This window comes from Bacillus badius NBRC 15713 (genome assembly GCF_001591605.1).
Taxonomy (GTDB): domain Bacteria; phylum Bacillota; class Bacilli; order Bacillales; family Domibacillaceae; genus Pseudobacillus; species Pseudobacillus badius.
Genome location: NZ_BCVF01000003.1, coordinates 21,625 through 45,525, shown reverse-complemented (window position 1 = coordinate 45,525; position 23,901 = coordinate 21,625). Strand labels below are relative to the sequence as shown.

The 23,901-nt window shown below is 45.0% G+C and carries 20 protein-coding genes, 1 other RNA gene and 1 other annotated feature; of the genes, 18 read left to right on the top strand and 3 right to left on the bottom strand.

The window, feature by feature from the left end; genetic code table 11:
• Positions 1 to 111: 111 nt before the first annotated feature.
• From secDF to dtd, 7 genes are all read left to right on the top strand, one after another.
• A complete protein-coding gene (secDF, locus tag BBA02S_RS02345) occupies positions 112 to 2,376 on the top strand; it encodes a protein translocase subunit SecDF (RefSeq protein ID WP_041113963.1) in 2,265 nt (754 codons plus the stop codon).
• A gap of 320 nt (positions 2,377 to 2,696) precedes the next feature.
• On the top strand, positions 2,697 to 3,605 hold the full coding sequence (locus tag BBA02S_RS02335) for a cation diffusion facilitator family transporter (protein WP_041097454.1): 909 nt from the start codon (positions 2,697 to 2,699) through the stop codon (positions 3,603 to 3,605).
• Positions 3,606 to 3,624: 19 nt separating this feature from the next.
• The gene (locus tag BBA02S_RS02330; protein WP_041097452.1) at positions 3,625 to 3,954 is read left to right on the top strand and encodes a LapA family protein; all 330 of its coding nucleotides are present in this window, start codon (positions 3,625 to 3,627) and stop codon (positions 3,952 to 3,954) included.
• 188 nt (positions 3,955 to 4,142) lie between these two features.
• Positions 4,143 to 6,509, top strand: a complete 2,367-nt coding sequence (recJ, locus tag BBA02S_RS02325) for a single-stranded-DNA-specific exonuclease RecJ (RefSeq protein ID WP_041113964.1) — start codon at positions 4,143 to 4,145, stop codon at positions 6,507 to 6,509.
• Positions 6,500 to 7,015 (top strand): adenine phosphoribosyltransferase, encoded by a 516-nt coding sequence (locus BBA02S_RS02320; protein ID WP_041097448.1) that lies wholly within the window; start codon positions 6,500 to 6,502, stop codon positions 7,013 to 7,015. The genes recJ and BBA02S_RS02320 overlap by 10 nt, the downstream gene beginning before the upstream one ends.
• 239 nt (positions 7,016 to 7,254) lie before the next feature.
• Positions 7,255 to 9,450: a RelA/SpoT family protein gene (locus BBA02S_RS02315; protein WP_041097446.1), complete on the top strand. Its 2,196-nt coding sequence runs from the start codon at positions 7,255 to 7,257 to the stop codon at positions 9,448 to 9,450.
• Positions 9,451 to 9,463: 13 nt separating this feature from the next.
• On the top strand, positions 9,464 to 9,904 hold the full coding sequence (gene dtd, locus BBA02S_RS02310) for a D-aminoacyl-tRNA deacylase (protein WP_041097445.1): 441 nt from the start codon (positions 9,464 to 9,466) through the stop codon (positions 9,902 to 9,904).
• A gap of 320 nt (positions 9,905 to 10,224) precedes the next feature.
• On the opposite strand, the gene BBA02S_RS02305 is transcribed toward dtd, so the two are convergent.
• Positions 10,225 to 11,571 carry an N-acetylmuramoyl-L-alanine amidase family protein gene (locus BBA02S_RS02305; RefSeq protein WP_041097443.1) on the bottom strand — a complete coding sequence of 449 codons (1,347 nt, stop codon included), beginning with the start codon at positions 11,569 to 11,571 and terminating at the stop codon, positions 10,225 to 10,227.
• A gap of 255 nt (positions 11,572 to 11,826) precedes the next feature.
• Positions 11,827 to 12,055: a binding site (T-box leader), on the top strand.
• A gap of 66 nt (positions 12,056 to 12,121) precedes the next feature.
• Here BBA02S_RS02305 and hisS point away from each other — a divergent pair.
• The 9 genes from hisS to BBA02S_RS02255 all read left to right on the top strand — a co-directional run bounded on the left by hisS (position 12,122) and on the right by BBA02S_RS02255 (position 20,270).
• Positions 12,122 to 13,399 (top strand): histidine--tRNA ligase, encoded by a 1,278-nt coding sequence (gene hisS, locus BBA02S_RS02295; RefSeq protein ID WP_041097439.1) that lies wholly within the window; start codon positions 12,122 to 12,124, stop codon positions 13,397 to 13,399.
• A complete protein-coding gene (aspS, locus tag BBA02S_RS02290) occupies positions 13,400 to 15,175 on the top strand; it encodes an aspartate--tRNA ligase (RefSeq protein WP_041097437.1) in 1,776 nt (591 codons plus the stop codon).
• Between the two features lie 70 nt (positions 15,176 to 15,245).
• Positions 15,246 to 15,435: non-coding RNA, 6S RNA (gene ssrS, locus BBA02S_RS02285), on the top strand.
• Positions 15,436 to 15,593: 158 nt separating this feature from the next.
• Positions 15,594 to 16,361 carry a tRNA threonylcarbamoyladenosine dehydratase gene (locus BBA02S_RS02280; RefSeq protein WP_041113965.1) on the top strand — a complete coding sequence of 256 codons (768 nt, stop codon included), beginning with the start codon at positions 15,594 to 15,596 and terminating at the stop codon, positions 16,359 to 16,361.
• Between the two features lie 178 nt (positions 16,362 to 16,539).
• The gene (locus BBA02S_RS02275; RefSeq protein ID WP_041097432.1) at positions 16,540 to 17,316 is read left to right on the top strand and encodes a hypothetical protein; all 777 of its coding nucleotides are present in this window, start codon (positions 16,540 to 16,542) and stop codon (positions 17,314 to 17,316) included.
• A gap of 6 nt (positions 17,317 to 17,322) precedes the next feature.
• Positions 17,323 to 17,706, top strand: a complete 384-nt coding sequence (locus tag BBA02S_RS02270; RefSeq protein ID WP_041097430.1) for a GntR family transcriptional regulator — start codon at positions 17,323 to 17,325, stop codon at positions 17,704 to 17,706.
• Complete coding sequence (locus tag BBA02S_RS02265; RefSeq protein WP_041097428.1) at positions 17,699 to 18,388, top strand: ABC transporter ATP-binding protein; 690 nt, start codon at positions 17,699 to 17,701, stop codon at positions 18,386 to 18,388. Before BBA02S_RS02270 ends, BBA02S_RS02265 begins: the two co-directional genes overlap by 8 nt.
• 11 nt (positions 18,389 to 18,399) lie before the next feature.
• Positions 18,400 to 19,320, top strand: a complete 921-nt coding sequence (locus BBA02S_RS02260) for an ABC transporter ATP-binding protein (RefSeq protein WP_041113966.1) — start codon at positions 18,400 to 18,402, stop codon at positions 19,318 to 19,320.
• Positions 19,320 to 20,270, top strand: a complete 951-nt coding sequence (locus BBA02S_RS02255) for an ABC transporter permease (protein ID WP_041097424.1) — start codon at positions 19,320 to 19,322, stop codon at positions 20,268 to 20,270. Before BBA02S_RS02260 ends, BBA02S_RS02255 begins: the two co-directional genes overlap by 1 nt.
• Before the next feature lie 194 nt (positions 20,271 to 20,464).
• Here BBA02S_RS02255 and BBA02S_RS02250 read toward each other — a convergent pair whose 3' ends face one another.
• Together BBA02S_RS02250 and BBA02S_RS02245 are read right to left on the bottom strand one after the other, a co-directional pair.
• The gene (locus BBA02S_RS02250; protein WP_370670937.1) at positions 20,465 to 21,268 is read right to left on the bottom strand and encodes a DUF2935 domain-containing protein; all 804 of its coding nucleotides are present in this window, start codon (positions 21,266 to 21,268) and stop codon (positions 20,465 to 20,467) included.
• A gap of 120 nt (positions 21,269 to 21,388) precedes the next feature.
• On the bottom strand, positions 21,389 to 22,654 hold the full coding sequence (locus BBA02S_RS02245; protein ID WP_041098223.1) for a replication-associated recombination protein A: 1,266 nt from the start codon (positions 22,652 to 22,654) through the stop codon (positions 21,389 to 21,391).
• 142 nt (positions 22,655 to 22,796) lie between these two features.
• On the opposite strand from BBA02S_RS02245, the gene BBA02S_RS02240 reads away from it, so the two are divergent.
• Both BBA02S_RS02240 and cymR read left to right on the top strand, forming a co-directional pair.
• Complete coding sequence (locus BBA02S_RS02240) at positions 22,797 to 23,474, top strand: YczE/YyaS/YitT family protein (RefSeq protein WP_041097422.1); 678 nt, start codon at positions 22,797 to 22,799, stop codon at positions 23,472 to 23,474.
• Positions 23,471 to 23,893 carry a cysteine metabolism transcriptional regulator CymR gene (gene cymR / locus BBA02S_RS02235; protein ID WP_041097420.1) on the top strand — a complete coding sequence of 141 codons (423 nt, stop codon included), beginning with the start codon at positions 23,471 to 23,473 and terminating at the stop codon, positions 23,891 to 23,893. Before BBA02S_RS02240 ends, cymR begins: the two co-directional genes overlap by 4 nt.
• Positions 23,894 to 23,901 lie beyond the last annotated feature (8 nt).

Sequence of the window (23,901 nt, the reverse complement as noted above, 5' to 3'; positions counted from 1 at the left end):
ATAGTTTTGTTAAGGAATTCTGGTATCCTTTTACCAGAATTTTTTTCATCATTTTGGAAATCATTGTATTCATTGTTTGCGGATGATTTGGATTAAGGGGGAAGTTGTACAATGGTAAAACGCAGCCGGATCGTAGCCTTTTTTCTTATTGTGCTGCTGCTCGCAAGCGCAATCGGGCTTACGACGAAGGATATTGTCAACAATATAAAACTCGGGCTCGACCTTCAAGGCGGCTTTGAAGTTTTATATGAAGTAAAGCCGGCGAAGGAAGGACAGAAGATTACAGAACAAGTTGTCGCCGACACGGCAAAAGCACTCGACAAACGGGTGAATGCTCTCGGTGTCAGCGAACCGAGCATTCAGATTGAAGAAGGGAATCGCATTCGTGTCCAGCTGGCTGGTGTAGAAGACCAGAATGAAGCGCGAAAGATGCTTTCAACGCAGGCGAATTTATCTTTCCGTGATGCGAATGATAAGCTCATGATGGATGGAAGTGATCTTGCACCAGGAGGGGCAGAGCAGTCTTTCACCCAAGAAGGGGCGCCGAATGTTGCATTGAAGCTGAAAAGCAGCAAGAAATTCAAGGAAGTCACTGAGCATGTACTCAATATGGCGCCAAACAATCAGCTCGTGATCTGGCTGGATTTTGAAGAAGGGAAAGATTCTTTCCAAAAAGAAATACAGCAAAAAGATCCGAAGTTTCTATCCGCTCCGAATGTCAGAGAAGTGTTCAACACTAATGAGGTGACAATCGAAGGGAACTTCACAGTGGAGGAAGCGCAAAACCTTGCTTCCTTGTTAAAAGCCGGCGCGCTTCCGGTTAAATTAAAGGAAGTGTACTCTACCTCTGTCGGTGCACAATTCGGTGAAAAGGCGCTTGATCAGATGATTTTTGCGGGAGTCATCGGAATTTCGATCATCTTTTTGTTCATGATGCTATACTACCGGCTTCCGGGGCTTATTGCGACAGTCACTCTGTCGGTCTACATTTATTTGATTTTGCTAGTGTTTGACTTAATGAATGTGGTCTTGACGCTGCCGGGCATCGCCGCGTTAATTCTCGGGGTCGGCATGGCAGTGGACGCCAACATCATTACGTATGAGAGGATCCGAGAGGAAATTAAAGTCGGCCGTTCAATCAGGGCTGCTTTTAAAGAAGGGAATAAGAACTCTTTCTTGACGATTCTCGATGCGAACTTGACAACCATTTTAGCCGGCGCTGTTCTGTTTTATTTCGGGACAAGCTCGGTCAGAGGCTTTGCAACCACACTAATGATCAGTATCCTCATCAGTTTTATTACCGCTATTTGGGGATCGCGTCTGTTGCTCGGACTGTTTGTTAACAGTAATTGGCTTAAGGATAAGCCAGGCTGGTTTGGAGTCCGCCGCCAAGACATTAAAGATATTAGCGAAAACTATGATACGCTGGACTTGCCAACGCGCTTTGACCGCTTTGATTTTGTGAAGCATCACCGCAAGTTTTTTGCTTTTTCGGCCGTTATCATTATTGCCGGCATGATCGTGCTGGGCATATTCAGATTAAATTTAGGAATTGATTTCTCAAGCGGAACGCGCTTGGAAATCATGGCTAAAGAGCCGCTGACGGAAGCTGTCATCAAAGATGAATTAAAAGAAGTCGGGCTTTCTACTGATGATATCGTTCTTTCGGGCGAGAAAAAAGAAATCGGCGTGGCCCGTTTTAAAGAATCGTTTTCTCAAGATAAGATAGCTGAGGTCAAAGAGCACTTCGCTAAAACATACGGCAGTGAGCCGAATATCAATACCGTTTCACCGGTGATCGGAAAAGAACTGGCTAAAAACGCTATGTACGCTCTGATTATTGCTTCTATCGGGATCGTTTTATACGTAACGATTCGTTTCGAGATTTATATGGCGCTTGGAGCCATTATTTCCTTGCTTCATGATGCTTTCTTAATTGTCGCCTTTTTCAGCTTGACGCGTCTTGAAGTCGATATCACTTTTATTGCGGCTGTACTGACGATCATCGGTTATTCTATTAATGACACGATCGTTACGTTTGACCGTATGCGTGAAAATATGGCGAAAAAGCGCAAAATCAAGACAGAAAAAGAGCTGGAGGACATTGTGAACGGGAGCTTGCGCCAAACGTTAACGCGCTCGGTTAACACCGTTCTAACGGTTGTTATCGCGGTGATTGCTCTGCTCCTATTCGGCAGTGAATCAATCCGCAATTTCTCTATTGCTCTGCTTGTCGGCTTGGTTTCAGGCACGTATTCTTCCCTCTTTATTGCGGCCCAATTATGGCTCGTATGGAAGAAAAAAGAGCTGAAGAAAAAAGGAACAATTATCACCTACAAAGAGAAAAAGCAATGGAGCGACGAACCGCAAGTGTAATTGAAAAAGCGGAAGCATCTCGTCTATTCTGCTGCTTTCCATTGAACTTTCAGGGACTGTCCCAAAAGGTCATAAAACATGACTTTTTGGGCCGGTCCCTTTTCTTCTCTAAAACGTGCTTTATTCGCTTCCGTTCGTGCTGTTCCCGCAGGAGCCTCCGCCTTTCTTCCAATCAGCCGCGAAAAATCAAGCCATTTTCTTCACCAGTTTTTATTTTCGAGCCGTATGGGACAACACTTCTTTTTGATCAAAGGACTTTTTCATGAATTTCCTGCAGATTGTTCATAATAAATAACAGAGAAAATGGAGGAGGCCGTTAGATGGAGACAGAGGAAAGATTTAAAAAAGCAGAGTTTGCAGCTATCATCGGGATTGTCGGGAATATTTTTTTAACGGTATTTAAAGGAATATGCGGCTATATTGGCAACAGCCGGGCGCTGATTGCGGACGCAGCCCATTCTGCTTCTGATATAGCCGGTTCGCTTGCTGTGTGGATTGGTTTACGGGCTGCCAAGCGTCCGCCGGATGAGGATCACCCGTATGGGCACGGCAAAGCAGAGTCGATCGCGGCTATTATTGTAGCAATTTTGCTCGTTATTGTCGGGATAGAAATCGGAATTTCTTCCATTAAAGCTTTTTTTCAAACGATTGAACCGCCGAAAGCGATTGCGGTGTATGCAGTCCTTTTATCTATCGTGATTAAAGAAGGAATGTTTCAATATAAGTATAGATTGGGAAAAAGGTTAAAGAGCGATGCATTAATCGCTAATGCATATGAGCATCGTTCAGATGTCTATTCTTCCGTAGCGGCACTGATTGGAATTGGGGCGGCGCTGCTGGGCGGAAAGCTTGGGATAGAGTGGCTTGTCTATGGAGACCCCGTGGCTGGCCTTCTTGTTTCATTGCTTGTTCTGAAGATTGCCTGGAAAGTTGGGAAAGAATCTATTCACAGCACGATGGACCATGTTCTTCATGATGAGCATACGAAGGAGTTAAGGGAAGCCGTCTTATCTGTTCCGGATGTCAGACAAATTAATTCCCTTTATGCGAGGGAGCACGGCCATTATGTGGTAGTAGATTTGAAAATAGCGGTAGATCCTTTGATAACAGTAGAAGAGGGACACAGTATCGGAAAGAAGGTAAAGAACAAGCTGCTCTCGCTTCCTGATGTCCAAGATGCGTTTATTCATATTAACCCAGACCGGCCAAGTACGGAAGGAAAGAAATAACAGAAAAGGAGGGGGAGAGATGAAAACACAATCTGCTTTGCTGCTTGTTATTCTTTTTGCCCTGATTGTTGCCGTATTTGCCGTGATCAATGTGGACCCGGTGAAGGTAAACTATGTGTTTGGCCAATCAGAATGGCCGCTTATTCTTGTCATCATTGTTTCAGTATTAATGGGAGGTTTGATTTCCGGATTGCTGAGCTTATTTCGCACGATTGGCTTAAAGCGGCAAAACAATGTCCTCATTCATCAAATCGAAAAGCTTAAGGAAGAGCTGCACGATTTAAAGGCAGAAAGAAGGGGAAACACCCCTGCAGATCAGGTAAAGCGAATAGCCCCTGATGGACAATAAATAGACAAAAATGATAAGAATTTGAAAGGATGTCTCCAAAGCCGTTTTTCGGCGCGAAGGCATCCTTTTTTTAAAAAGCAAATCAGTCAAAAAAGCCACACTCTGCTGTTGGTCGGCAAGGAAAATGAACGCTTGCGTTGAATCACGATTTTCACTCTTGTATAATAGTAAGGCTGAGGGGTGAAGGTATGTTAAAATCACGAACCCGCTGGATTGTCCGGGAGACAGACGAGAAAATGCGTGATCAACTAACAGACAGATTGGGAATTAGCCCGCTGTTAGCTTCTTTGTTGATCAATCGCGGCATAACTGAAACGGATGCAGCGCGGAGTTTTTTATTTGATAAAGGAAATGAATTTCATGATCCGTTTTTGCTGGACGGCATGAAAGCGGCAGTTGACCGGATTCATCAGGCAATTGCCGATGAAGAGCCTATTTTAATTTTTGGGGATTACGATGCGGATGGAGTCAGCAGCACGTCTGTGATGATGACCGTCTTAACCGATTTAGGAGCAAAGGCAGACTTTTACATTCCAAATCGTTTTACAGAAGGGTACGGTCCGAATGAAGCGGCTTTCCGCTTGGCCAAAGAACAGGGATATCAGCTAATCGTTACGGTAGACACAGGAATTGCTGCAGTGAAGGAAGCAGCTGTGGCTGCTGAGCTTGGCATAGACTTGATCATCACGGATCACCATGAACCAGAACCGGAGCTGCCGCAGGCATTGGCTATTATCCATCCTAAACTTCCGGAAGGGAACTATCCGTTTCCTTACTTAGCCGGTGTAGGGGTGGCTTTTAAGGTTGCTCACGCTTTGTATGGCTATCTGCCGGAACATCTGCTGGATTTGGCAGCCGTCGGAACTATTGCAGATCTTGTGCCTTTAAAGGGAGAAAATCGAACCATTGCGAAGGCAGGGATAAACAAGCTCCGGCAGGCGGCGCGGCCAGGCATTGAGGCACTGTTGCAGTTAACGTCTACAAAGCCGGAGTCGGTTGATGAGGAAACAGTAGGATTTATGATCGCTCCTCGCATTAATGCAGTAGGCCGTCTCGCTGATGCCGATCCGGCTGTTGATTTGCTGCTTACAAAAGACCGGACGGAAGCAAAAGAGCTGGCTCAGGAAATTGACATGATGAACAAAGAACGGCAAACGATTGTCTCCGAGATTGCCAAAGAGGCAATGGAGATGGTGCAGTCTCATTACCCGCCTGAGAAATATCCGGTTATTGTCATTGGAAAAGAAAACTGGAACGCCGGCGTGATTGGTATTGTTGCATCGAAATTAGTAGAAACGTTTTACCGTCCGGCTATTGTGCTTAGCTTTGACAAGGAAGCGAATAAAGCAAAAGGGTCTGCAAGGAGCATTGCCGGCTTTGATCTATTTAAGAATCTTTCCGCATGCCGGGAGCTGCTCCCCCATTTTGGCGGACACCCAATGGCGGCAGGCATGACGTTGGCGCTGTCTGATGTGGATGAATTAAGAGAGAGGCTTTGTTTACTTGCGGATGAACAGTTATCTGCGGAAGATCTAATTCCTGTGACTGAGCTGGATGCCGTTGTGCCGCTGGAACAGGTGAGCCTGGCGGTTATTGAGGAATTAAACATGCTGGCGCCTTATGGAATGGGCAATCCGAAGCCGCAGGTGCTTATCGAGAAAGCAGATTTCTCAACAATTCGCAAAATTGGTTCGGATAAGACCCATTTAAAGCTTCAGCTGGAAGGAAGCAGCGGATCACTTGATACGATTGGCTTTGGACTTGGGGATTACGCGGATCATGTGGCGCCTTTTTCAAAAGTGTCCGCCATTGGAGAGCTGTCTATCAATGAATGGAACAATATTCGCAAGCCGCAGCTGTTTCTAAGAGATTTGCGGATCGACCAATGGCAGTTGTTTGACGTCAGAGGACATCGGCAGTTTGAAAAGTGGATCAGCCAGGTTCCAAAGGACCGCTTGTTCATTACCTTTAGAGAAGAAACAGCTTCTGACTTGAACTTGGAGAAGTTTCAGTCAGAAACGGTATGGATTCGCAGCCGTGAAGAAGCTTCACAGCTATCCATTGATGACAAGAATATTGTACTTGTCGATCTGCCGGAGGAGGTAGAAGTCATCGAGGCTGTATTGCAACAGGGCTGTCCGGCACGTATCTATGCCCATTTTTATCAAAAGGAAAGCCACTTTTTCAGCACCATGCCGACAAGAGACCATTTTAAATGGTTCTATGCTTTTTTATTAAAACGCAAAAGCTTAGACTTAATCAAAAACGGGGATCAGTTGGCCAAGTATCGAGGATGGTCGCGGGAAACCATTGATTTTATGTCAAAAGTGTTTTTTGAACTTGACTTTGTTACAATAAGTGAGGGAATCATTCACTTAAATACACAAGCCCCTAAACGGGACTTGAATGAATCCCGAACGTATCAAAATAAGAAAATGCAATTTGAACTGGAGAATCAGCTGCTCTATTCCTCATGCCAGGAATTAAAGCTCTGGCTGGATAAGCACGTGAATGCCCCTGTTAAGAATGAGGAGGAAGTTAAATCATGGATTTAAAACCGTATATTAAAATTGTACCGGACTGGCCGAAGCCGGGCATTAAATTTAAAGATATTACTCCATTAATGGATAATGGCGACGCCTTTCGTTATGCGACAGATCAAATCGTGGAATTTGCTAAAGAAAAAGAAATTGATTTAATCGTCGGTCCTGAAGCTCGCGGCTTTATTGTCGGCTGTCCGGTGGCTTATGCGCTTGGGGTTGGATTTGCTCCTGTGCGCAAAGACGGCAAACTCCCGCGTGAAACAGTAAAAGTCGCTTATGGAAAAGAGTACGGCGAAGACTTGCTGACTATTCATAAAGACGCCGTGAAGCCGGGCCAGCGTGTGCTGATTACGGACGATTTATTGGCGACAGGAGGCACGATCGAAGCGACAATCAAGCTTGTAGAGCAGCTTGGCGGCATTGTAGCAGGCATTGCCTTCTTAGTAGAGCTTTCCTACTTGAACGGTCGCAGCAAACTAGATGGCTACGATGTACTAACTCTAATACCTTATGAATAAAACCGAAAACAGGCACTGCCAGCAGTGTCTGTTTTTTATACTTGTTTTGCGAAAAGAGGGGCATTTTAGCAAAAGTCTGAAAATAAAGTGAATATTTTCGACATTCTTTTTGCATTTTCTTTAGAAAATGAACAAGATACCTTTACATCTGCCGACTTTTTTTCGATAATAAGAACTATTAGAATTTTTTTTGAAGAGTGAACAAAAATATTTAATAGATGGCAAAGGTGAGTAAATATATGGCAAAAGATCGGGTGTTGACTGCCGACGAAGTGATTGAGAAGGTGAGTGAATATTTAAACGCAGAACATGTCAAGCTCGTAGAAAAGGCTTATCAATACGCTCAAGAAGCGCATAAGGACCAGTATCGGAAATCAGGGGAGCCTTACATTATTCATCCCATTCAAGTGGCGGGAATACTGGCAGATTTAGAAATGGATCCGGCCACTGTAGCAGCCGGTTTTTTGCATGATGTTGTCGAAGATACGGACATAACACTCGCAGATATGAAAGAAGCTTTTGGAGAAGAAGTAGCCATGCTTGTAGATGGCGTAACAAAGCTCGGAAAAATTAAATATAAATCCAAAGAAGAACAGCAGGCAGAAAATCACCGAAAAATGTTTGTCGCAATGGCACAGGATATTCGCGTCATCTTAATCAAACTGGCAGACCGCCTGCACAATATGCGGACGTTAAAGCATTTGCCGCACGAAAAACAGCGGCGCATTGCCAATGAAACATTGGAGATTTTTGCCCCTCTTGCTCACCGTCTGGGAATTTCAAAGATTAAATGGGAACTGGAAGATATTGCTCTGCGTTATTTAAATCCACAGCAGTATTATCGAATTGTCAATTTAATGAAGAGAAAACGGGCGGAACGCGAGCAATATTTAGAAGAAGTCATTACAGATGTGAAAATGCGCCTCAATGAAATTGCTATTAAGGCCGAGTTATCGGGACGGCCGAAGCATATTTACAGTATTTATCGCAAAATGGCTCTGCAGCATAAGCAATTCAACGAAATTTACGACTTGCTTGCCGTTCGCGTCATTGTGGACAGCATTAAGGACTGTTATGCGGTGCTGGGAGTCATTCATACTTGCTGGAAGCCAATGCCTGGCCGATTTAAAGATTATATCGCCATGCCGAAAACGAATATGTATCAGTCGCTTCACACGACAGTCATCGGTCCAAAAGGAGACCCGCTTGAAGTGCAAATCCGGACAAAGGATATGCATCATATCGCTGAATATGGGGTGGCTGCCCATTGGGCTTACAAGGAAGGCAAAACGGTGGATGAGCAAGCTTCATTCGATAAAAAGATGTCCTGGTTCCGTGAGATTATGGAATACCAGAATGATTCTGCTGACGCAGAAGAGTTTATGGAGTCATTAAAGATCGACTTTTTCTCCGATATGGTATTTATCTTTACGCCAAAAGGAGACGTAATTGAACTCCCAAAAGGCTCAGTGCCGCTTGACTTCGCCTACCGTATCCATTCGGAGATCGGCAATAAAACGATCGGGGCAAAAGTGAACGGAAAAATGGTGACTCTCGATTACAAGCTTCAGACGGGCGATATTGTTGAAATCTTAACGTCCAAGCACTCCTATGGGCCAAGCAAGGATTGGCTGAAAATGGCGCAGACGTCGCAGGCTAAAAATAAAATTAAGCAATTTTTCAAAAAGCAAAATCGGGAAGAAAACGTTATTAAAGGCCGGGAGCAAGTAGAAAGAGAAATTAAAAACATGGATTTTGATGTGAAGGAAGTAATTACGCTTGAGAATGTGAAGCGAGTGGCTGAAAAATTCAATTTTGCCAATGAAGAAGATATGTATGCTGCTGTTGGCTATAATGGGATCACGGCGTTGCAAGTCGTTAACCGTCTGACAGAAAAGCTTCGGAAAATGAGGGATCAGGAAGCTTTCGTTGAAGAATCATTAAAAGACCTGAAGCCTGTTTCTTCACAGTCCCAGTCGAAGAAAAATTCCGGTGTTACTGTTAAGGGAATTGACAATTTGCTCATCCGTTTGTCCCGTTGCTGCAACCCGGTTCCAGGCGATGATATCGTCGGTTATATTACGAAAGGCCGCGGAGTTTCTGTTCACCGCGCCGATTGTCCGAACGTAAACGACGAGGAGTCGACCGACCGCTTAATTGAAGTAGAATGGGAAGGCGGAACAGCTGATCAAAAGGAATATACCGTAGAAATTGAGATTTCAGGCTATGACCGCCAAGGCTTGCTGAATGAAGTGCTGCAAGCAGTCAGCGAAACGAAAACAAATATCTCGACTGTTTCTGGCAGGTCTGACCGCAACAAAGTCGCGAAAATTGATATGGCCATCTATATTCATAATATTAGCCACCTCCATAAAGTGGTGGAACGGATTAAGCAAATTCCAGATATTTATTCTGTGCACAGAATTTTAAATTAAGGGTGTTTTAGAGATGAAGGTTGTTTTGCAAAGAAGCAAAGAAGCGTCTGTTACTGTAGCGGGAAAGGTAGTAGGCCGCATTGATAGCGGGCTTGTTCTTCTTGTCGGTGTTACGCATGAGGACGGAGAAGAGGAAGCCGCCTATTTAGCTGAAAAAATTGTTCATCTGCGGATTTTTGAAGATGAAGAAGGCAAGATGAACCGCTCGCTTCTTGATGTGGGAGGAGCCATTTTATCTGTTTCTCAATTTACTTTGTACGGTGATTGCCGCAAAGGGCGCCGCCCGAATTTTATGGGGGCTGCTAAAGGAGAGCAGGCTGAGCGGATTTATGACCGCTTTAACGAGCTGCTCAAGGAGAAAGGTGTCCATGTGGAAACCGGCGAATTTGGTGCTATGATGGATGTCTCCTTGGTGAATGACGGTCCTGTGACGTTTATACTGGAGAGCAATTGATAGACACACTCAAGCAGACGATGGTTTCATCTGCTTGAGTGTGTCGGCAAAAGGGTTCGGACGGTCTTATTCCGAACCCTTTTTGATTTTTCAGTGATTTAAACATTTGGAAGAAAGATAGACATCTCGGGGGACGCTAGCTAGGTCCATTCGGCATCTCAAGCTTAAAGCGGGCCGCCTTGAACTTTGTCCTCCCTGTTCATTGAAGTGGGAGGAGTGTTTGTGACCAGGAGACGCACCGCCTGTTTTTTAAAAGAAGAAAAAGGGCCAACCCAAAAGTCATGTGTCATGATCCTTTAGGTTGGCCCTGTGGCTGTGCCTTAATTATTAAAATAAGAGCTTAGTCCGTTATAAACGCCGTTAGTGATCAATTCCTGATAAGGACTTGTCACAACCGCCGAGGCTTCTTTCGGATTGCTTAAGTACCCAAGCTCGAGCAAAATGGACGGCCGGCTGTTTTCACGCAAAACATAGTAATCGCCGCGGCGGACACCGCGATTCTTGATTGGCAGATTTTGTTCAAGGTTGCGATTCACATCTTTTGCGAGTTGTTTGTGGCGGCTATGGTAATAATAAGTAGTGAATCCGTTTGCTCCCGAGTGATAAGTGCTATCGTAATGAAGGCTGATAAATGCATCGGCATGATGGTATTTAGCCGTAGCAACTCGGGAAGGAAGCGAAATATATTGGTCGCCGGAACGGGTCAATATCACATTAGCTCCTGCCTGTCGAAGCTTATTGTATAAGCGGTCAGCAGTTTTTAATGTAATGAACTTTTCAAACGTGCCATTCATGCCGGTCGTGCCAGCATCCATCCCCCCGTGTCCCGGGTCTAAAATAATGGTTTTTCCCTGCAGCCCCGGTGTGCGGTCGGCAGCTGGCTCCGAGGAAGAGTTTTCAGAAGGGGATTCTCCGTTTACAGATACTACCCAACTTGCTACAAAAGCTTGCTGGCCGCTTGCAAGACCGATTTTATACCAATCTCCAACCCGGGCTTGAATAGGATAGCGCTCTCCTTGAGAGCCTCTTGCTGCCACAGAAGCCGATGTGCTGGCGCTGGAACGGAGATTTGTTCCATTATATAGAATAACAGCAAAGCCGTCTGCTGCTGTTTCGCTGTGGCTGGTGCTCTGCTCTGATTCGCTTGATAGGCGGACGAACTGCCGGCTCACCCAGGCGTTTTGTCCTTTGTAGCGAATATTCACCCAATCATTTCTTATTTTTTTTACAGGAACTTGGTCGCCAATGTGAAGCTTTCCGATGACACCCGCAGACAAAGACGGTTCATTTCGTACGTTTAGGCCGTCAGCCAAAATAGTGGCTGATTTGCCTGTGCCCGCGCTTTGAGCTTGTTCTTCATTTCCTGCTCGGCTTCTTTCGGAGGAAGCATCTGTTTTGTTAACAATATAACCGGCGACCCAGCCTTTTACACCATTATCAAGCTGGATTTGATACCAGTCATATCGTTCCTTCAACACGATATACCGCTTGCCGCGGTTGGCTTGTCCAACTAAGCTTGCCGACATGTTCGGTTCGCTGCGGACATTTGCCTTGTTTACGGCGATCTCCACCTGCTGCTGGGCTGCATGTGCAGAAGGGATGGCTACCGGTAAAAGACTAAGCAATAAAACAAAGGCTGCTATTAAACTAATTTTTTTCCTATCCATAATTCACCGCCTTCAAGAAGATAAATAAATTCACGTATTATTTTAGCATCTCTTTCACGTTTTGGTGTTTCTTTCCGCTATTTTTCTTAAATTAAGAAAAAGGTCTGTCTTTTTGTAATCATCTGTCTCTGAAAGCGGCATATATGCGGAAAGTTGTGAAAAAGAAGCTTGAATGCACCAAGAAAGTTTTTTATAATAGGAACATTGATAACGAACAGCAGAGCCGCCTTCCTGGCTTTTGCTGACAACCAAATAATTCGACCAATGATGGAGAAAAGTAGTTAAGGATTGCACGTTCAGAGAGGAAGAGCCATGGCTGTAAGCTATTCCCGTCCGCACCGTAATGAAGGAACACTCCGGAGGTTTTTCCTTGAACGAAGCATTCAAGTAGAGGAAAACGCAACCAGGCGTTAATGGAAAAGTGAAAGCGGCTAGTCCGCTTTAACCAGGGTGGTACCACGGGAAATAAACTCTCGTCCCTTATTGGAGGGATGAAGGGTTTTTTTATTTGGAAAAAAACACCTAAAAATCTATTGAAGGAGGAAGAAATATGAGTATCAATATTCCGCGCGGCACGCAGGACATTTTACCGGGAACGGTGGAAAAATGGCAGCACATTGAGAAAATTGCTACAGAGATTTGCCGCAATTATCAATATAAAGAAATTCGGACGCCGATCTTTGAACACACGGAATTGTTCCAGCGTGGAGTCGGCGATACAACAGATATCGTGCAGAAGGAAATGTATACCTTCACAGACCGCGGAGACCGCAGTCTGACACTGCGCCCGGAAGGAACAGCAGCTGTTGTTCGGTCGTTTGTGGAAAATAAAATGTTTGGAGATCCGAACCAGCCGGTCAAATTATATTACAATGGGCCGATGTTTCGCTACGAGCGTCCGCAATCAGGGCGGTACCGCCAGTTTGTCCAATTTGGCGTTGAAGCGATCGGCAGCGAAGATCCGGCTATTGATGCTGAAGTCATGGCGCTCGTTATGGATATTTACAAGACGGCCGGCCTGCAAAAAGTGGAGCTCGTCTTAAATTCTCTCGGTGACAAGGACAGCCGCGTCGCTTATAGAAACGCGCTTATCGAGCACTTTCAGCCGCGAATTGGCGAGTTTTGCGAGGATTGCCAAAGCCGCTTGGAAAAAAATCCAATGCGCATCTTGGACTGCAAAAAAGACCGAGAACACGAATTAATGAAGTCTGCTCCGTCTATTTTAGACTATTTAAATGAGTATTCCCGTACATACTTTGAAAAGGTCCAAAGCTATTTAACTGCACTTGGCATTGACTTTACAATTGACCCGACGCTTGTCCGCGGTCTTGACTACTACAACCACACTGCATTTGAAGTTATGAGCCGGGCCGACGGGTTTGGAGCGATTACGACACTGTGCGGCGGCGGACGCTATAACGGGCTTGTCAGCCAAATGGGCGGCCCGGACGTTCCGGGGATCGGCTTTGCCTTTAGTATGGAACGCTTTCTCGCCGCGATGGAAGCAGAAGGGATCGCGTGGGAAGATGATAACCGGCTCGATTGCTATGTCGTTTCTCTCGGAGAAGAGGCGAAAGATTACACGGTCAAGCTCGTTCATGACTTGCGAACAGCAGGAATGAAAGCGGAGCGCGATTACCAAAACCGCAAGATGAAGGCTCAGTTCAAGGCGGCCGACCGCTTACAAGCACGGTTCGTTGCGATCTTGGGCGAAGATGAGCTAAAGGAAAATAAAATTAATATAAAAGATATGGAAACAGGCGAGCAGCAGGAAATAGCGCTTGATCAATTCGTTGAGACATTAAGAAAGAAGATGGAGGAAAAGTAAATGTTTGGCAGATCTTATGAGTGTGGAAAAATTTCAGAGCAGCAAATTGGCGAAAACGTCACTTTAAAGGGATGGGTGCAGCGCCGCAGAGATTTAGGCGGAGTAATTTTCATCGACCTTCGCGATCGTACAGGCATCGTGCAAATTGTATTTGATTCAGAAACATCTGCAGAGGCATTAGCAATAGCTGAAAAGGTCCGCAATGAGTATGTGCTGGATATTCAAGGAACAGTGATTGCCCGCGACGAAAGCACAATTAATGAGAGTATTGCTACCGGGAAAATCGAAATCAAAGTAAATGAAATCACTATTTTAAGTGAGGCAAAAACTCCTCCATTCCCGATTGAAGATGCAGCAGAAGTATCTGAGGACATTCGCTTGAAATACCGCTACCTGGATTTACGCCGTCCAGTGATGTACGAAACATTTAAAATGCGCAGTGATGTGACAAAAGCAGTGCGCGATTATCTTGATGAAGAAGGCTTTCTTGATGTAGAAACACCGATTTTAACCAAAAGCACGCCAGAAGGAGCCCGTGACTATTTAGTCCCGAGCCGTGTGCATGGAGGCGAATTCTATGCGCTGCCGCAATCGCCTCAGCTTTTCAAGCAGCTGCTCATGGTATCCGGCTTTGATCGCTATTATCAAATTGCCCGTTGTTTCCGTGATGAAGATTTGCGTGCAGACCGTCAGCCGGAATTTACGCAAATCGACATTGAAGCAAGCTTTATGAGCCAGGAAGATATCATGGCTATGGCCGAAGAAATGCTGAAGCGCGTCATGAAACGGGTAAAAGGCATCGAAATCACTGAGGCGTTCCCGCGGATGACATACGATGAGGCGATGAGCCGTTTTGGCTCTGACAAACCAGATACACGCTTTGGCATGGAGTTAGTGGACGTATCTGAACAGGTAAAGGATTCAGGCTTTAAAGTATTTGCTGGTGCTGTTGCCGGCGGTGGACAAGTGAAGCTCATCAACGTCAAAAACGGCGGAACGATTTACTCCCGCAAAGATATTGATGCATTGACAGAGTTTGCTGCTATATACGGAGCCAAAGGGCTTGCTTGGATGAAGGTAGAGGAGGATGGCTTAAAAGGGCCGATCGCTAAATTCTTCTCTGAGGAAGAACAAAATGGTTTAATCTCTTCTGCAGCAGCCGCTGCAGGCGACTTATTGCTATTTGTAGCGGATAAAAAATCCGTTGTAGCTGATGCCCTTGGAGCTCTTCGTCTAAAGCTCGGAAAAGACCTTGGCTTGATTGATGAAAACAAATTTAATTTCCTCTGGGTGACGGATTGGCCGCTTCTTGAATATGATGAGGATGCCAAGCGCTATTTTGCTGCCCATCATCCATTTACAATGCCGGTTCGTGAGGATCTGCCGCTTTTGAACGATGAACCAGGAAAAGTACGGGCGCAGGCTTACGATATTGTCTTAAATGGATATGAGCTTGGCGGCGGTTCTATTCGGATTTTCGAACGCGATATTCAAGAAAAGATGTTTGAGGTGCTAGGCTTTACGAAGGAAGAAGCGAAAGAGCAATTTAGCTTCTTGCTGGATGCGTTTGAATACGGTACACCTCCTCATGGCGGGATTGCACTCGGACTGGACCGGATGGTTATGCTGCTTGCAGGGCGTACAAACCTGCGCGATACGATTGCTTTCCCGAAAACAGCTAGCGCAAGCGATCTTTTAATGGATGCTCCGAGCGAAGTAAGCTCTGGCCAGCTGGAGGAATTGCATTTAGCGATTCGCGCGACAGCGAAAAAGTGATTTTTAAATATTTAGATAATTGAAAGTTGAAATCGTTATACACGTGTGTTATGATTATTTTCAACGAAGGGAAGTCCTGATGTGTCCGTTTATTTTCACTATCTGTTTTGACCGAACAATGTATGTTACGGGAGCTCGGGTATGTAAATGGCGTACACGCCTCTTGGATGGAGGACGTACAAATTTTACTTCAGGGCACCCACCTGCCTAGAGCGGGTTCAAAACATATAGATTCATCGAACGGCACGATCGGGATTTCCCTTTATATCTATTGCCACTCACAGCCTCTTTTTGACAGAGGCTGTTTTTTTGTTGCAGAAATAGGGGAAAACATTGAATGAATCAATGTTTTCAAGTAAGATTAATCCTATCTGAAAAGATAAGAATATATTATTAATGTTATGGAGTGATCCTATTCATGCTGCATCAATTTTCACGCAATGAACTCGCCTTCGGACAAGAAGGGATGGATATTTTACAAAACAGCACCGTTGCTATTCTCGGTATCGGCGGCGTTGGCTCCTTTTCTGTAGAAGCACTCGCTCGTTCAGGTGTGGGGCGCCTGGTGCTTGTAGATAAAGACACCATCGATATTACGAACGTCAATCGCCAGCTTCCTGCATTACTGTCAACGGTTGGCCAGCCAAAAGCAGAGGTAATGAAGGAGCGTATTGCCGATATTAATCCGGAGTGCGAGGTTATCACGCTGAATATGTTTTATACAGAAGAAACATATGAAGAATTTTTTAAGTATGACTTGGATTTCGTCGTCGATGCCTCCGATACGATTTCTTATAAAATCCATCTGATGAAAGAATGCCTGAAACGCAACACTCCGATCATTTCGAGCATGGGAGCGGCCAATAAATTAGATCCGACCCGTTTTCAAATTACCGATATTTCAAAAACTCATACAGATCCGATTGCCAAAGTGATTCGGACCCGCCTGAGAAAAGAAGGAATCCGCAAAGGCATTCCGGTTGTGTTTTCTGATGAAAGCCCGATCGTTATTCGTGAGGACGTTCGCAAAGTAGTCGGCAATGACCAAGCAGAGATTCGCAAGGCGAAGATGCCGCCTGCTTCTAACGCCTTCGTTCCTTCTGTTTGCGGATTGATTATGGCAAGTTATGTCGTAAGAGAATTATTAAAAGACATTAAGATTACTCGCGTAAATGATGAAAAATAAAGGAGAAAAAAGCTGTCCTGTTCAGGGCGGCTTTTTTCTTTTGTCTTCTCCGCTATAGGAGAAGAAAGAAAAGTGAGACGGAAAAAACGTTTTAGTGAAAAAACTGGAAATGAGTGTTGACTGTCATGGTGTTCTAGTGTACTATCTAAATAGAACACTGATACACGGAGGGGACAAAATGTTTCAAGGACTGCTAAAGAAAGATTTTTTACTCATTAAAAATTATTTTTGGTTATGGCTGATTGCTGTATTGGCGATTTATGGGGCAGGGCTGATGTTTGCGACATACTATGATGCATTTGCCCTCGTCTTTCCATTTATTTTTATGATTTATCTTTTTCACCTCGTTCTTTTGCCGATGACAGAAATGGTGCTGCTGAAAGCGGAGGAGAAAGGACAGTACTGGCTGCATAGTACGGCAGGGGGAATGCGGCTGCTGTTGTCCAAACTAGTGGTTGCACTGGCTGTTTTTCTCGCTTCCTTAGTTCTCACGGATGTATTGGCGCTGATTACGCTAAATATCGCTAATGTACAGGAGTATATTCATATACCTGGAAGGAGCGTGCCATACAGGGAAGGATTTTTATTAAATGGGGCACTTACGGCGGGAGCTTTATATTTTACTGTCTGGGGGCTATTTCTGTGGACGGTGTATCATTCGTTAAATGCGTACCCGCTGCTTAAGAAAGTCCGGTGGGGCGTTGTAATTGCCATTTATGTCGCCTTTCAAGGGCTAGCGGCAAAGATGCTGGAAATTCCGCTTATTGAAAAATGGTTTGCCAGCTGGACGGTCCGTGTTAGCGAACCTGGTACGCAAGCATGGGGAATAGGCGCAATGAGTTTTTCTGTTGAAAACGGCGCTATTCAAATATGGCCGATCATTGTCTCCGTTCTTTTTCATGTCGGTTTGTTTTTAGCTGCTGCCTGGCTGCTCAATCGAAAAGTAGAGGTGTAATGAAACATGACTGAAGAATTTAGAACATCCAAACCGATCTACCGGCAAATTGCTGACCGCATTATTCAGCAATTTGTGCGCGGAAAGATCGCCCCCGGCGAAAAATTGCCATCGGTCAGGGAGATGGCCATTCAGTCGGGGGTCAATCCGAATACGATACAGCGAACATATGGAGAACTAGAACGCATGGACGTAGTAGAAACGAGAAGAGGGCAGGGAACGTTTATGACGGAACAAATAGATAGAAAAAAACAGCTTCGCATTGAAATTCAGCGGGAGATGATTGAGACATTTATACAAAATATGCGGGGCATCGGTGTGGAGGACAAAGAAATAACGGAAGCGGTCGAACAATTTTTAGCGGGAAAGGAGCCGTCTGAAAATGATTGAGTTGCGAAACGTTACGAAAGAGTACGGAAAAAGAAAAGCGCTCCAAGATGTCAGTTTGCAATTTGAAAAAGGGAAGATATATGGCATTCTCGGGCCTAACGGGAGCGGAAAATCCACGATGATGAAAATGGCCGCAGGGCTCGTCTTTCCATCCAAAGGTGAAGTGATCGTTAATGGACAGCCGGCAGACCGTTCTATTGCCCGCGATGTTGCTTATCTATCCAGTGAAGGCATGGTTTATCCAGGGCTGACCGTTCAGCAGATGATCGAGTTTTTCGCTGCACAGCACAAAGATTTTTCACTGGAGAAAGCGGAAGAATTAATTCAATTTATGAGTCTGGAGCGTCATAAAAAAGTGGCGAAGATGTCTAAAGGGCAGCAAGGGCGGCTGAAACTCCTGCTGGTTTTGTCCCGCAAGGCTCCAGTGCTCTTGTTGGATGAACCTTTCTTAGGTCTTGATCCGATGGTAAGGGACACGATTGTAAAAGGGCTGGTCTCTTTCATTGATTTCGGTGAACAGACGGTCATTATTACTACCCATGAAATCACGGAGATTGAGCCTGTTTTGGAGGAGGCAGTCATTTTAGACGAGGGCATGGTCCGCGCCCGTTGCCATGTAGAAGCGCTTCGCGAAGAAGAGGGCTTATCTGTGCTGCAATGGCTGAAAAGGAATTATCAATAGGAGGTTAACGAATGACAACATTAGTGGAATTGAAAAATGTTTCAAAGGTAATCAAAGGAAAGCGGATTATTGATTCATTAAGTTTCACGATTCAAGCCGGGGAAGTTTTTGGTTTTCTTGGACCCAATGGAGCAGGTAAAACGACAACGATCCGGATGATCGTCGGACTGATGAAGCTGTCAGAAGGGGACATTGTTATTTGCGGACACAGCATCCAAAAAAACTTTGAGAAAGCCGTCAGCAATATCGGAGCGATTGTAGAAAATCCGGAAATGTATAAATTTTTAACAGGTTATCAAAATTTACAGCAGTATGCCCGTATGCAAAAAGGAATAACAAAAGAACGAATTGCTGAAGTTGTTCAGCTTGTAGGCTTGGGAGACCGAATTCACGATAAGGTGAAGACCTACTCTCTTGGTATGCGCCAACGGCTGGGAATCGCTCAATCGCTTCTGCACAGCCCGAAAGTATTAATTCTTGATGAGCCGACAAATGGGCTGGATCCTGCGGGTATTAAAGAAATCCGCCAATACATCCGTGATTTAGCGGAAAAAGAAAAGATGGCGGTTATTGTATCCAGCCATTTGCTCTCGGAAATGGAAATGATGTGCGACCGGATCGGAATCATTCAAAAAGGCCGGCTGATTCATGTTCAGTCTGTGCGTGATTGGGTAGATGACGGGCGTGAGGTGTATTCCATAGAGGTGGATCACGTGGATACAGCAGCGAAATTAATGACTGCCTCTTTTCCTGATATCCGTGTAAAAATTGCCGGAAGCAGCTTGTCTGTTGAAGCGGGTAAAGAGCAGATTCCGGATATAATCAGTTTGCTTGTGTCCAAGAATATGAGAGTTTATGAAGTGAAGCAGCTATCTAAAACACTCGAAGAAAAGTTTCTGGAAATAACAGAAAAGCAAGAGGCGGTGAGCTAATGGGACGTTTAATTAGAAATGAATGGATCAAAATATTTAAACGGCCGGGTACTTATGTCATGATTGGATTGCTTATCCTGATGACGGGTGTATTTGCCGGGTTTACGAAGTATGATGAAAGCAGACAGAAAGACACGCCAAATTGGCGTCAAGTCGTTCAAGCTGAAAACGCGCAGTATGAAAACACATTAAAAGAAGCGACAGAGATATCGAAAGACCATAAAGCTTATTTAGAAGGACAGATCAAGGTGAACGAATACCGTTTGGCAAACAATGTGCCGATTGATACTAAAACATCTACATTGTCCTTTATCGAGGAAAACAGCTCGCTGCTGAGCTTTGCCGGATTATTTATGATTATTATCGCTGGCGGGATTGTTGCCGGAGAATATTCATGGGGCACGATAAAAATGTTGTTGATTCGTCCGATCAGCCGTCCAAAGATTCTTCTTTCTAAGTATGCAGCCGTCGTACTGTTCGGATTGTTTATGATTGCTATCTTATTTGTAGTATCTGCCTTAATTGGGGCTGTCTTGTTCGGCTCTTCCAGCCATTCTGCCGTTCATCTTGCATATGAAGGCGGAAAAGTTGTAGAACAGAACATGATTGTTTATTTGTCTAAAGTGTATTTGCTAAAATCAATAGACGTATTTATGCTGGCAACGATGGCATTTATGATTTCAGCCGTTTTCCGGAGCAGCTCCCTTGCGATCGGTATTTCATTATTCCTTCTGTTTGTCGGTTCCAATGTCACAATGCTCATTGCCATGAAATATGATTGGGCGAAATATTTGCTGTTCGCAAATACGAATCTAATGCAATACGAAGAAGGGCAAACATTAGTTGATGGGATGACGATTGGATTCTCCATCACTGTTCTTGTTATCTACTATCTCGTGTTTCAACTCCTTGCCTTTTTTACATTTGCCAAAAGGGATGTCGCTGCTTAAAGGCGAGAGGCTGCATGATAAGGCTCCTTTCACTGAATGATTAGAAAAGCGATATGAACGAATAATAGAGACTATAATAAGAAAGCTGCTGAATGAAAAGAACTCAGCAGCTTTCTTATTTTGTTTGCCGATAGAGCCTGCTGCTTTTGTTTCTATCAACAGGTTCTGCAGGATTAGGGCGATCTGACAATTTGCTATTCATCTATTCTCGGCTTTGCCGGGTCGCAGCTTGGCTTTTGAAGCCCGGCGGATTCAGCGAGCTTTATTAAATAGTAGCATTCTTCCCTCATCATATGGTCAGCCATGAGCGGAGCAAATGTTCCGAGCGCCTCCTTGCTGAGCTCTAATTCCTCGATCTCCTGAAGAAAGTTCATAAACAGCTTCATTTCAAGAGAAGTATCTTGATTAAAGCGCTCTAGCGCAGGAAAAGTGGAAAGATTGGCCCGTAAAAATCCGGTCATTTCTACTGCTTTTAAATAAAAAGCTTCAAAATCCTTTGTAAAGCGGTCACTTTTTTGCTTCAGTCTTTTTTCAATCCGGTCCATGCGATCCGATATGGCGCCGGCATGGCCTGCCGCGTCTAAAAGCCAAAGCAGGTGATGATGAAGGGCGTGATAGACAGGAGGAGCCTCCTCTGCCTGTAAATGTTTTAATAGCCGCTTATATTCATCCAGCTCATTCACCATATGACTAATAAAGGTTGGACCAAGCTGAATGGACACTTTCCCAGTAAGATGCCTGCGTATCAAGTCGAGTTTAAACATTCTCAGCTTTTCAGTTTCTTCATTTGCCAGTCTGCTAAGCGCTAGCCAATTGGTTGTTCTTTTTCGTGCCTGTTCCAGCAGCCGGTCAAAGGCTTGGATGAAAAGGCGGGACTGTTCAATATCCTGCTGTTCATTAGGCGCAAGTGCTTCGTAAATAAAGCGGGAGTGATCGCCTAAGATTTGCAGCCAAAATTCATGCTCAAACTTAGCTGTTTCCTCATATGTTTTGATCATACAGTCTCTCCTTTTATCTATATTCCTATCATTTTATCGAAGGAAAGGAGTCTGTATGACAAGTTTTCAGGGAGAGAGAGCATCCGAATCGACAGATCGTTTTTCAGTTTCGCTAACTAGTTATTTTCCTCTTTCAATCTTGTCATAGATTCCGGCCAGGGCTTGTTCAAATTTTCCTGTTTGTTTTGGCTCGTAATAACGTTTGTTTTTTAATTTGTCTGGAAGGTACTGTTGCTTCACCCATCCGCTGTCATAATCATGTGGATATTTGTATTCAAGCCCGCGTCCGAGCTCTTTGGCGCCCGGATAATGGGCGTCCTTTAAGTGGGCAGGCACATCCCCGCTTTTGCCGGCCCGGATGTCTGCTAAAGCCGCATCAATGGCAGAGATAGCTGTATTTGATTTAGGTGAAAGGCATAGCTCGATTACAGCCGCTGCCAGCGGAATGCGGGCCTCTGGAAAGCCGATTTTTTCTGCGGTCTGAATAGCAGCTAGCGTTCGCTGGCCGGCCTGCGGGCTGGCAAGGCCGATATCCTCATACGCGATAACAAGCAGCCTTCTTGCTATGCTCGGCAGGTCGCCGGCCTCAATCAGCCGCGCCAAGTAATGAAGAGCTGCATTAACATCGCTGCCGCGGATCGACTTCTGAAACGCGCTGATTACATCATAGTGGGCATCCCCGTCCCTGTCGTGTGAAAAACTTTTCTTTTGCAGGCATTCTTCGGCGATTGTACGGTTGATAACAATAACGTTCTCTTCATTTGGGGAAGTGGATAGCACAGCGAGTTCTAAAGCGTTTAACGAGCTGCGCACATCGCCCCCGCTTGCCTGGGAAAAATGCTGAAGAGCCTCTTCCGCTACTTCTGTCTGATACCGGCCAAGCCCCCGTTCTTCATCATGAAGAGCCCGTTTCAGCGTTTTCGCAATTTCGTCGGGAGTCAGCGGCTTTAATTCGAAAATTTGACAGCGGCTGCGAATCGCTGGATTGATGGCGTGATAAGGATTGCTTGTTGTGGCTCCGATCAAGGTAATCATCCCGTTCTCTAAAAATGGCAGCAAAAAATCCTGTTTGCCTTTATCCAGTCTGTGGACTTCATCTAAAAGCAAGATAACTTTGCCGGACATCTTAGCCTCAGCGGCGACGATTTCCATATCTTTTTTATTGCTGGTGACCGCATTAAGTGTTCGGAAGGCGTATTTTGTACTGCCGGCGATAGCGCTGGCAATCGATGTTTTGCCAATGCCGGGAGGACCGTATAGGATCATGGAAGACAGTTGTTTTGCTGCCACCATGCGCTCGATAATTTTTCCAGGTCCGACCAAATGCTCTTGACCAACGATTTCATCAATTGTCCGTGGCCGCATTCGAAAAGCTAACGGTTTCATGCCTAATTCCTCATTTCTCATTTCAATTCTTTTCCTTCACTGTATCATAGGAAATGAGGGCGGGGCATGTTTTTTGATCTGTTTTCTGTGATATAATAGCGGGGGCTGACTATACAGGCTCACTTGATAAGGGGTAAGATGGATGAAAAAAGAGAAGATAAGGAAACAGGGGAATATTGTGATTCGGCTGACGATTTTTACGATTGGCCTTTTATTTATGTCTCTTGGCATTGTGCTGCTGATTCGAGCAGACCTTGGGGCCACGCCGTGGGATGCTCTTCATGTAGGGTTATATGAACAATTAGGACTGACGGTCGGTACTTGGTCGGTGCTTATCGGTTTTTTGATTTTAGGTTTGGCCTCTTTTTATTTGCGGGAATGGCCGCAATTTGGAGCCTATTTAAACATGCTGCTTGTGGGTCTCTTTATTGATTTCTTTTTATGGCTGCCGACGATTGCTACGCCGGATCATTTCAGCGGCAAGCTGATCATGTTTATTGCAGGTGTGTTTATTATGGCGTACGGCATGTCATTTTATCTTTCTGCTCAGCTTGGTGCAGGTCCGCGAGATAGCTTTATGCTGGCTGTCATGAAAAAAACCGGCTGGAAAGTGTCAAGTATACGGCGGGGAATGGAATTTATTGTGCTGGCCATTGCCTGGCTCATTGGAGGACCAGTTCATTTAGGCACGTTTCTGTTTAGCTTGCTAATGGGAACGGCTGTCGGTATTTCATTGCCGCAATGTCAACAGTTTTCCGATATACTAATAAACAAAGTAAATGAATGGAAAAAAGACCATAACCAGGGGGTAAATATATGAGAATTTCAACTAAAGGAAGATATGGGTTAACAATTATGATTGAATTAGCTAAAAGGCATGGGGAGGGGCCGACTTCCCTGCGTGTTATTGCCGGCGCTCATAATTTATCAGAGCATTATCTGGAACAATTAATTGCTCCGCTTCGCAATTCTGGGCTTGTTCGCAGTATCCGCGGAGCTTACGGCGGATATGTGCTGGGGAGAGAACCGGAGACGATCACTGCTGGAGATATTATCCGCGTACTCGAAGGGCCCATCAGCCTCGTTGAAGGAATTGAAGACGAAGAGCCGGCAAAGCGCGAGCTGTGGATTAGAATTAGTGACGCGATTAAAGGCGTGCTTGAAAATACAACGCTGGAAGACTTGGCGAACCACACAGACGAGCATGGTCAATCCGATGCTTACATGTTTTATATTTAAGAGGAGAT